The following is an 11,090-nucleotide window of genomic DNA, read 5'->3' on the forward strand; positions in this document are numbered from 1 at the left end:
CAGGTGTTAGAATTGGTTTAGTTATTTAAAAAGCGGTGCAGGCCGGTTTTCTATGCTTGGCACTGCGTTGGAAATTTCGGGCCAGCCGTTTTTCCAGGTCAATTTATCCAGCATCAATACCCGACGGTTCGCGCCGCTCGATACCCTCGGCTCCGCCTTGCTAATGGCGTGGTACAAAAGCCAGTCGGTACCCGCGTCGTCGGTTATCCAGCGCGCATTATGCCCCGGCCCGGCATACACATCGTTTCCGTGGAGCAATAAGGTTCCGGTACCGCGATCTTTCAAATCCTTGCCCTCCTGATCCAGAAACGGCCCGAAAATGGATTTGGAACGCCCCATTCTCACATGATACTTACTCTTCTCAAATTCACAGCAACTTTCTTTCGACCCCAGAAAGTAGTAGTAATCTCCTTTCTTCTGGATCATCACCGCTTCGAAATCACCCGCAGCCACTTTGAATTTCTTTGAAAGATCGGGCACCGACTTACCGTCGGCGGACAATTCCACGCCATAAGTCCCCTGCGCAGGCTTATCGCTGAAACTGCCCCAGAAAACATACTTTTTACCATCGGCTTCGAGGTAAAACGGGTCAATGGAGTTGGGAACTTCGACGTCGGCGCTCGTAAATAGCTTTCCCTGGTCCACAAACGGGCCCGCCGGTGAATCGGCGATCGCCAGACCAACCCCCGGATTCACATCTCCCCAGGTCGAATAGGCGTAGTACATATGGTATTTACCGTTCACTTTGACCACGTCGGGTGCCCATATGCCCCCTTTTTCCTTCCAGGCAGGTTTAGTTGTGAATGCTTCGTTGACATAACCCCAATGCACGAGGTCTTTGGAACGGACAATGGGCACCAGTCGGGAACCGTTGCCATCGCCCCAGTCGTCCTGCGTACCGTAGGCGTAAAAGTATCCGTCGTCGCCTTTCACCACCGTTGGGTCGGCGAGAATGGGTTCAAAAACCGGATTTTTATATTCCTTGTCTCCCGGACCAGGGTTATGCTGCCCGGGGACATCCTGTCGGGGACAGGTCAGAATCAATGGCAACAGCAGTGATAAGAGTGGTCTGATCATTTCAGGTTTGGTTAATATCGTTATTCGAGCCAGATGATCTGGGTAAATGCGCCGTTGGCGGCCACATCCCAGAGTTCAACCCGCAGCCATTTCCGGCCTTTCAGGTTTTGGACAAATTTAAAACTCTTCTGACCGAACGCCTGTGTGTCGTTCAAATTAATAACGTCGTGAAAAACTTCCTTGCCATCACCGGAAATCACTTCTGCGCGGTTGAGCGGAAATGTCCATTGGGCATCGAGGCTGATCTCTACATTGCCTTTCGCATCCGGTCGGGCCGTTTCCCCTACCACCGCGTTATTTACTTTAAATGCTGGGATCAAAACCTCGCCGGTAGTCACGAAAAATTTCCCTCTCCGCATGGCATCCAGCACTGGCTGCCAGCCGTCTTCAAAGCGGGGAAGCTGGTCGAGTTGCAGGTAATTGACATTCAAATGCCCGTACAATTCGTAATTTGGCTCGATGCGGAACAGATCCGCCTCGGCCAGCACATTCTTTTTGTAGCCCCAGTTGGCCATATCGTCCATCAGGTCGAGCACGCGTTTGCCGAGTTTGGGTTGGGACAAATCCGCCGGCATGGCCTTCCAGGCGGCGCCGAGGAAATGATCGGATTGATAGAATGCCTCGTCCTTATGCTTGTCGGGGAACCCCGTCGAACCCTTCGTGCGCGCATGCGCCGTCCACGCGAGGCCGTTTTCCATTTCCAATAATTTCAGCATTTCGTCTTTGTTCCCAATGCGGTAAACTTTACCATATTCGGGATGGTCTTCCACAAAGGGTTGGTCCTTTTCCCGCGACATTAGCCAATAAACCGGTTTGGGAAAAATATTCATCCAATGTCCCCCGAAGAAGTTGTTCGGTTCCTCACCCGGCAACAACAAAAAGTTACCACCCGAAAGTCGTGCGCATTCTGCGAACATCATTTTCAGCTCCGGCCAACGCTTCGCCTCAGGTCCGCGCGGGCTACCCGGACCATGAAATTCGGCCAAATGCACGATGTTCACACCCGTATTCCGGAACGCCTTTACAAAACCCGGCATGTCCGGCAGCGGCTTACGCGTGAGCACGTCATCCACATGCTCCTGATGGAAATGGCTGGACATGGTGTAGTAACCCGGAAGCGGCTCATATTTATCCGAATGCGTAAATGCTTTCACATTTTCCAGCACTTTCCCGTCCTTCTCGCGGCTCAGTAAACAGAAGAAATTGTATCGCTGCTGCGTTCCCGGAGGCGCATTGAACCATGGTACCCACCGGCGGTCACCCAATAAATCATGACGGATACCGATGCCGAAACCCGGAAGCAGGTTACGATAATTCTCGCCGTACCAGATGTGTTCAAGATTATAGCAATTATCCAGCGGATAAAAGTACTGGTGTGGCGCGGGGAAAACGGCCAGATTACCTTCCTTGCCCTGGCCGATAATCGTCCGGTATTTCACGGCCATCATTTCAACGGTATCCATTTGGGTCACCGCCACATTTCGCATGAAGTCTTCGGTGTCCGCCCAGAAAAGCTTCTGCCAGGGCGTTTCCCGGGAAGTAAGGCCGATATCGTAGATCACCGCCAGCGAATCGACATTCGTCGACATCACCGCGGCCACGTTCATCAGCGGGCTACCATTATACAGCGTAAATTGAATCGCACCCGAGAATGGTCCGGCCTTCGCCCCGTTGACGGTAATTTCCGTGCGGGCGCCATTGCTGGCCACCTTCACGTCTGTTTTGTCGAGTTTTACGGCGTAGCTCTGGTATTTCAGGTAGGCGGTTTTATCAAAGAAAATATTCCAGCCATTCTGCGAAACCAGATCGCGCTTGCCCACGGTGAGGATAATGGCTGGATCCAGGTTGCGGGCGATGGTATACTGTTTTTCTTTTGTTCCAATGCCCAGGCTACCGATCAGCGGGTTCGATTTATTTAAATCAATGGAAACCTTCCCGGTTTCTGCATTGCCGGCGGGCCATTCGATATTCAGCATGGCCTCGTTTACGATCGCCTGAACGCCGCCTTTCTTGTCAAAACCTTTTAAATCGACGGGCAGCTGCGCATGCAGCACCGCGGGGACAATTAGCAGTAAGACAAGCAGTAAGTTACGCATTGATAGCAGCATGTGTTGGAACAAACATTTTTTGATAGAAGGCGAGTCCTTCTTCGGCGAGTTCATCGGCGCTGTTCGCCAATGGCCGCCAGATACAGGCCGCGCGTGCCAATTCTTTGGAGGGTTGTCCGAAGGTTTCGATCACCACCGCGCCGTCATAACCGATTTCAGTCAGCGCTTCCTGAATGCCCTGCCATTCCAAATGGCCGGTTCCCGGTGTACCGCGGTCGCTTTCATTGCCTTGTACATGACAAAGCAAATCTTTCCCGATTTTCCTGATCGAAGCGGGAATATCTTTTTCCTCAATATTGGAATGGAAGGTATCCAAAACGATTTTCAGGTTCGGGTTCCCCACCTCGTCCAGGATCGATAGCGCCTGATCCACCGTATTGATCATATCGGTTTCAAAGCGGTTCAGAGGCTCCAAACCGAGTGTTACCCCGCAATCCCCGGCAACTTGACTAACCTCTTTCAGAATATCCACACACCATTCACGCTCCTGCTTTTTCTGTTCTGCGGAAACAATGCGGGTCTTGCCCACTGCCGAATAAACCGGCCCGCCGAAAACAGGGCTACCCATTTGTTCTGCAATGCGGATGCAATCGATGATGTATTGTTTACCGGTCTGGCGAAATACCGGATCAGTACTGGAAATGTCCCGCTCCGGCCCGAATGCGCCACTGATAGTGATTTTCAGATCGAGGTCGCGGGCGGTGTCTTTAATGAGTTTCCAGTCGATAATGCGGGTATCTTCCACGGCTATTTCGATGATGTCATAACCCATGTTTTTGACCTTGGTAAGCAGGTCGATGTTGGCCGTCGAAAACGGTGATACCCAGATAAATGTGCTGGCTCCGAATAACATAAGGGTTCAGGATTAGCAAAAAGGGGGTGTATCAAGAAGCACAAAATCACATTTCGTTGTCACCCTGAGCGAAATCGAAGGACATTTGCATCACGCATTTGCCCTTCGACTTCGCTCAGGGTGACAGCTTAATTACATTTGATACACCCTCTTTTTTTGTTAGGACAAATTATGCTTCAAAACTCGGTACGTCCACACGAATGCCGCCTTTCATGGCCGACTCATGCGCACAAATACCTGCGCAGGTGTAGTTGGCAGCCAACGCGGCATCCACCGCCGAATCACGGCCTTCCACGATCGCCGCCACGAACTCCTGCACCAAATGCGGGTGCGAACCGCCGTGGCCCGCGCCCTGGAGGAACGACACGTGGTTCGGGTCGTCGATCTTCTCGCGCTTGGTGAAATGCTTGATCGGCTCGATCAACAGCTCATCCGTATCGGGCACATTGATCCGTGAAGCGTTTTCACCACCATCAAATATCACGTGCTCCTCGTCCTGCAACTGCTCCCATTCGAACGACATTTTGGTACCATACACATCGTAGCTCTCGCGGTACTGGCGCACCACATCGAACAAAGAGCGCGTAGCCTCGGCCACCACATCCGTACCTTTCAATGTAAATGTGGCAGTTTCGACCGCGAAAGGCGATCCGTAACGGCTCGCGAGGTCCTCGCTCAAGCGGCCCGATCCGTGGCAAACTACTGTTTCTGCGATGGTATTATTGATTTTCAAAAGCGGGGAAATGGCGTGCGTGCCGTTCAGCATCGGTGGGTAACCTTTCCAGTATTCGCCCCAACCTTCCATGCTCATATCCTGGATGTGTGAACCACGCACGAACTGAATACGACCCAGTTGACCGGTTTGCGCCAGGTTCAATCCGTACAGGAATTCACGGGTATAGAGCGCAGTTTCCATCATCATATACACTTTACCCGAGCGGCGTTTGGCTTCTACAATGGCTTTGCAATCCTCGACGGTCATCGCCATCGGAATGGTGCAGGCTGTGTGCTTGCCTGCATTCAGGGATGCCAGCGTCATACGTGCATGGTCAGGCACAGGCGTTACCACGTGTATCGCGTCCACGTCATCGCGCTTGGGAACATCTTCGAAATGCTCGAAAACCAGGTTAGGGTCGAGATTGAACTTGGCAGTCAGCTCGTCGCGGGTTTGTTTGCTGCGGGTGCAGATCCCTACCGCCTTGATGTTCGGGTGGCTTTGATAAATTGGGATAAACTCTTTCCCGAAACCCATACCCACGATAACTACTGTGATTTGCTTGTCGCTCATTGCTGTGTTGTTTAAAGCCCCCGGGTTGAAACCCGGGGTTAAGAAATGGATTGATTTTGCTTTGCTTTTTTGAGCCTATGGCTCTGAGTTTATTTGATCTCGATTATGATCTGAAATCTGATGCTACCAGATGTTTGATATTGAATTGCTCTTTTTGGCACAATTCTCTTAATATCAAATCTCTGTTTTCAAATTTTCCTTTTCTCAATTCTTTCTCTCAATTCTCTGTTCTCTGTTCTCTATTCTCTGTTCTCTGTTCTCTATTCTAAATTCTAAATTCTAAATTCTTCCCTTTTTCTCTGGATCCCCGGGTTGAAACCCGGGGCAATGGATTATTAGAGATTGATTTTGATCATTGGCGCCAGTTGGCGCATGCTGATGATCATCTTATCCTTTTGCCGTCGGTTTTAACCGACGGACAGAGTTAGTCAAAGAGCTTGTTTGAGCTTTGTTAGTCAGAGAGCTTGTTTGAGCTTTATTAGTCAAAAGCTTGCATGAGCATTACTAGCCAGAGAGCTTGTTGGAGCCCTTGCAAGAGCTTTTATTAGTTGGAGGCTCATTTGGGCATTGGCTGCTGTTATTTATTTCTCATTTACTTCCCAGCCGCCCACTGAACAGCATTTCTCAAAATAGTCTGATAAGGCTCAATGGTATGCGATTTGGCATCATGTCCCAATGCGATACCGACAATTCTCCCCTTGGGATATTTCACAATAAAAATGCTTGGAAAAACTTTGTCCGAGGTTTCAGCTTTGGCAGTTGCGAGCACCTCAATAGGCGTTCCGGCCGCATCAGGTTTGAAGTAGTACAACTCGTCGTCCAGCTTGAAGCTCGCCGGGACTCCCTTGGTTACCGGATGTTTTTGGGTAATGGTTACCTCAAACGGCCCGTACTTATCATGCCCCTTGGAGCCCCCGCCTACCAGCTTCTGGTTGTATTCCGGCCAGTCGGACCAGTTGTACCATAATGCGGGGTGTGCCAGTACCAGGCCCTTTCCAGCATCCACAAATGCGAAAATAGCTTCACGTGTGGCCTTGTCGGCGATGGGCTGGTTGTTGCTAAGGTAAAGCACATCGATGTCTTTCAGCTTGCCAAGGATTGTGGTCGGATCGCTGGTATATTCCACCGTCGCCAGACCGCCTTTTTGCAGCGTTTGCACATCCTCCTGCTTGTACCACCGGTCGAAATCGTGGGAAGAGCCACCGCCTACCAGCAGCACACGGATCGCCTTTTTCTTTTCCGGGCTTTCGGCCATCGCATTATGGGCGAACATGGCTAACAGAAGCAGTAGCGAGGCGATGGTTTTCAAAGTTGAACGAGCCATATTTAAGAGTTTATGAGTTTAAAGTTTATGAGTCTGGATATCCGGTTTTTGAATTTAGAATTTATCAGTTCTGACGCTCACGAGTCGCATATCTAACCTTCAACTCATGAACTTTAAACCGCTGCTGCAGGTCATCTGATCACCCGCAGCACGCCATTCATACCACGCCAGTGGCCCGGGAATGTGCACACGTAAGGATAATCGCCAGGTTCGTTCGGCACTGTGATTTCGAGCGAGACCGTCTCTCCCGTATTCACCAGCCTGGTCGAAAACAATACTTCCGGAATCTTGGGAACGTACTGCATTTCAGCAGCTTTTGGATTGGTGAGCAGTTCATCCGCAGCCTTACCTACTTTCTGCAAAGTGCCCGGTTTAATGATCAGCAGGTTGTGCTGCATTCCGTCCGGGTTTTCAAGGTTAATCACCACCTTCTGTCCAGCCTTTGCGGTAATCAGCTTTTTATCATATTGCATGATTTCCTTTTCCACTTTCAGCTCGATCACCGTCGCATTCGGATCCGCGGCTTTTGAGGCGGATTTCGCAGGTACCGCTGCATTGCTACCGCCTTCGTTCGGACGGTTCAGTTCCAACGACGCCTTTTGAAAATTCCCGGCAAAACCAAAGCGGCCTTCATATTCTCCGATCTTGTCCTCTCCTTCCATATCCTCGCCAGTACGTACCGAATTGCTCAGTGGCGCATTGAAAAGCATATGCGCTTTACCCGTAGCGGCTTCCTTTCCGTCAATTTCAATCCGGATATTACCTCCCTGTGTAAGACTTGCCACTACGTCAAACTTGTCGGGCAGCGGGGCGGTGGTAGCAGCCTGGCTCAGCATTCCATGCTGTTTCACGGCCATGATCAGCTTCCCGTCCTGAATATACAATGCATAACCGCCGTCCTTTCCACCATGGCCAACGATAAAGCCTTGCAATGCACGGTCACGACCTTTGGTGATAGTAGCGCGGATGATGATTTCTTTACCCGAAACATCCGGCGGGAATTGCAGCGTATTTCTTCGCCCTAACGGATAAATTTCTCTGCTCAATGCCTCCGTTACGAGCGCAGTCAATGCGGATGGTTGTGATTGCTTACCGGCAGCGGCCAAAAATCCTTTTTCGTGTTGGATAGCCGCTGCGAGAATGGCCCGTGAAAGCCAAGGATCTTTCGCATTCTGATCGTCGAGGGAAGCCTGGTAAACGGCCGCACCCGCTTTTTCGGAAGATGGCAGTTCCGCGATCGCTACAAAAACGCTGAGACGGGTATTCAGATTGGCATCTTTCATGCCTTTTTCGAGTATTTCAAAACTCTGTTCCTTCTTCGGCAACACACTTGCGGCGGCTTTACGCACTCCCGCAGCGGGGTGGCTCAAAGCCCTTCTTGCTACCTGTAACGCCTCCGCATTCGAGCCATCGAGCACCCCAAGGCCATGCAATGTCCACAATGCGTGTACCGCAGGGCTGTTCAAACCGATTTCATCGACTTTGGGATTATTGATGATCTTGTATAAATCCGGCAGCACCGACAATTTCTTCGATTCCACAAGCAAGCGCTGGGCGGTCATACGCCAAAACATGTTATCATTTCCCAATGCGGCTACCAGTCCCAGCAGGTCGTCCTTGGAGAGCTTCAATGCCGGCGATTTCTTGCCGTTTTTATAAACAATCCTGTAAACCCGGCCGTGATTGAGGTCGCGCATCGGGCTGCTGAATGCATTACCCGGGCCATGCGGCTGCTCTTCGAAAGGAAGAATGAATTTCGACGGCGATTGTGCCGGCACGAATACATTGTGCTGGATAATGAAGTTGTACCAGTCGGCCACCCATACGGCACCATCAGGGCCTACTTCGGCTTGTACAGGACCGAACCATTCGTCGGAGCTGGCCATGAAGTTCCAGCCGTCTTTTTCCTTGAAACCCGCGCCATCCGGTTCAAGAATAGCTTTATGTATCAAACGGATCGTCGGTTCCGTCACCAGCGCGACGCGGTTCCAGTACTCTTTCGGGTAATTCCGCGCCGTGTAAAAGTGATGCCCCGCGGCGGAAGTGAACCCTCCTACCACATCGACCTGCCGCAAATTGGGCGTTACAGCGTGCGCATCGTAGTGACCGTCGATCTTCTGAACGGCTTGTACGGATGGCTGCTCTTCACCCAAAGTGCGTTGCATGAGTCGCCCCGGCATGGAATAGAATGCACTGTGTGTGTTGTTGGCAGTTGAAAGAAAGACGTTATTATCCTCCGTCACCCCTAATCCCCAGGTATTATTGCTGCTGTTACCCAGGTATTCGAAGTTTTTCCCGTCCGGACTGAAATGATAAACACCTTGAGAGAAGTTCATTTTCTTCCCGTTGATCGTTCCGTTAAAGCCTGAGTAACCCAATACTCCCCATATCTTGTTATCAAAACCATATTGCAGGTTAGAAGGCCCGGCGTGCGTATCGTTCTTGCCCCAGCCCGTCATGATTACCTCACGAACATCGGCCACATCATCGCCATTGGTATCTTTCAGGAACACGAAGTCCGGCGCCATGGAGACGATAATACCACCATTGGAAAAGACCATGCTGGTAGGAATGTTCAACTTATCGGCGAAGACGGTGAACTTGTCGGCTCTGCCGTCGCCATTGGTATCCTCGCAAATCTTGATACGGTCATTGGAAGCGCCGTCGGTTTCCTTGAATGTGTTGGGATAATCAACAGACTCTACCACCCAGAGTCTGCCGCGTTCGTCCCACGACATCGCAATAGGGTTCGTGATGTCGGGCTCGGATGCAAAAAGCTGTATTTCAAAATCCGGCGGGATTTGCGTCAGCTTGTTGGATTCTGCCGGCGAAAGCGATTCCTGCATTTTGGGCACCACGTGACGTTTGGTATAATGAGAAATCGTGTCGGAATTATAAATATCAACCTCGGGCAGATTCAATGCAGCGATTTGCGCCTGCACATCATCGCCAATCGCCCATAGCACGCCGTTCCTGACCAGGTCGAGAAACCCTTTCTTGGTCCAGGTACTGTCCTCGTGGCCGTAGGCGGTGTAAAATACGCGGCCTTTGCCCTCGTTGCGCACCCATGTATAAGGCTCGTGTACATCGCCTTCCACGCGCTCGCCCAGAACCGTCTTGTCGGGATTCAGGTTTTTGTGGACGTAAGTTTCATCCCAGGTCTGAAAGTCGGTAATGCCTTTCATGACCTGGTGTTCCGGTTTTAGAATAGTGTTTTTAAATGAGCCTGTTTTATGGGAAGCAAACTGCCCGCCTATTGTCTTAATATACCAGGCCGAGTTGCGGAAACAACCCGATGCCGAATGGATCGGAATGAGTCCTTTTCCGCCTTCTACGAATGCTTTCATCGCACTTTCCTGCGACGGCGAGAGCGAATCGTGGTTGGCATAGATGATCAACCCGTCGTATTTTTGGAGGTTTTCGGGGTTGATATCGCTCGGATTGGTCGTATACGACATGTTAATGCCGCTCTTGAACAGCTTGATTGACAACCAGGGCGCATATTTACCCGAATCGTGGTGCTTGCTGTTGTGCCCCAGGAACAATACTTCCGCCCTGCGGCCCTTGGAAGCGCCGGCTTTGGGGGCCGGCCTTCCGGCGGCCGAACCCCGATTTGTACTCTTTGCACATGCCAGCGCCATGAGCCCGACAAGCAGGAGTGCAATGTAATTCCTCATTCAAATTGGTTTTAAAGAAACGTTTCGGTTTTAGTATTGGAATCAATCCTTACAAATTGACTTTCTGGACAGGCGAGAAAACCATGTCCTCCACATCTTTGATCTTCACACCTACCCGTGCGAACACGTAGTTCTGGGCAGGCGAAAGCGTAGGTACGTCGGCTGTGAGGTTGATGGCATTCAGGTCCTTGATGTCGGCCCCGGCAATGTCCGTCACAGCCACGTTGGTAGCGCGGGCCACGAAATCGGTTTTGTTTACATACAATGATACCCTTTCGATGTCTTTACCCTCGGTGCCTGTCAGGATTTTTTCGAGTTTGAGTGAAACATTCACCTTGCTCTCGCCGCCTGAAAACTGTGGTGTGCGGATCATGTAATAAGGCATTACCTCCACATCGAGTGCCTGATTGCCTGCCAGCTTTACAAACAGCGTGTCTTTGGCAGTAGCGTCTTGCACGATCGTTTTGAATGGCCCTCGGTTTTTGGGAAAAACCAGTTTGTAATTTCCATCAAACAAAAGCGCTGAATATGACCCATTCTGCGAAATAGGCGCGTCGATCGACGCCAGTTTTCCAAAACCCGGTTGCCAGAGTTGCAGGCGTACCTGCCCTTCCTCCACACCCACCGGCTCGCCTTTGTACACGATTTTGCCCGAAAGCATCGATTTAGGCTCGGTGTAGTTGTCCTTTTCGCATGCCGACAAGAGCGCAACCATCGCGACAAGCGGCATAATATGAAATCTGATCTTCATGATATCGTATCG

Annotated in this window: 7 protein-coding genes; all 7 read right to left on the reverse strand. The window is 50.9% G+C overall.

The window, feature by feature from the left end; translation table 11 throughout:
• Positions 1 to 21 precede the first annotated feature (21 nt).
• Entirely contained in the window at positions 22 to 1,077 is a 1,056-nt protein-coding gene (locus J7619_RS15610; protein WP_291200082.1) for a family 43 glycosylhydrolase, read from the reverse strand.
• A gap of 20 nt (positions 1,078 to 1,097) precedes the next feature.
• Positions 1,098 to 3,173 (reverse strand): hypothetical protein, encoded by a 2,076-nt coding sequence (locus tag J7619_RS15615; protein ID WP_291200085.1) that lies wholly within the window; start codon positions 3,171 to 3,173, stop codon positions 1,098 to 1,100.
• Complete coding sequence (locus J7619_RS15620; protein ID WP_291200088.1) at positions 3,166 to 4,038, reverse strand: sugar phosphate isomerase/epimerase; 873 nt, start codon at positions 4,036 to 4,038, stop codon at positions 3,166 to 3,168. The genes J7619_RS15615 and J7619_RS15620 overlap by 8 nt, the downstream gene beginning before the upstream one ends.
• 169 nt (positions 4,039 to 4,207) lie before the next feature.
• Positions 4,208 to 5,326 (reverse strand): Gfo/Idh/MocA family protein, encoded by a 1,119-nt coding sequence (locus J7619_RS15625; protein ID WP_291200091.1) that lies wholly within the window; start codon positions 5,324 to 5,326, stop codon positions 4,208 to 4,210.
• A gap of 592 nt (positions 5,327 to 5,918) precedes the next feature.
• Complete coding sequence (locus tag J7619_RS15630; RefSeq protein ID WP_291200094.1) at positions 5,919 to 6,650, reverse strand: ThuA domain-containing protein; 732 nt, start codon at positions 6,648 to 6,650, stop codon at positions 5,919 to 5,921.
• A 131-nt stretch (positions 6,651 to 6,781) separates the two neighbouring features.
• Positions 6,782 to 10,327, reverse strand: coding sequence for a PVC-type heme-binding CxxCH protein (locus tag J7619_RS15635; RefSeq protein WP_291200097.1), 3,546 nt, complete (start codon positions 10,325 to 10,327; stop codon positions 6,782 to 6,784).
• A gap of 49 nt (positions 10,328 to 10,376) precedes the next feature.
• A complete protein-coding gene (locus J7619_RS15640) occupies positions 10,377 to 11,078 on the reverse strand; it encodes a DUF3823 domain-containing protein (protein ID WP_291200100.1) in 702 nt (233 codons plus the stop codon).
• Between the last annotated feature and the right edge of the window lie 12 nt (positions 11,079 to 11,090).

Origin of the sequence: Dyadobacter sp. (genome assembly GCF_017744695.1) — a bacterium.
Classification (GTDB): Bacteria; Bacteroidota; Bacteroidia; order Cytophagales; family Spirosomataceae; genus Dyadobacter.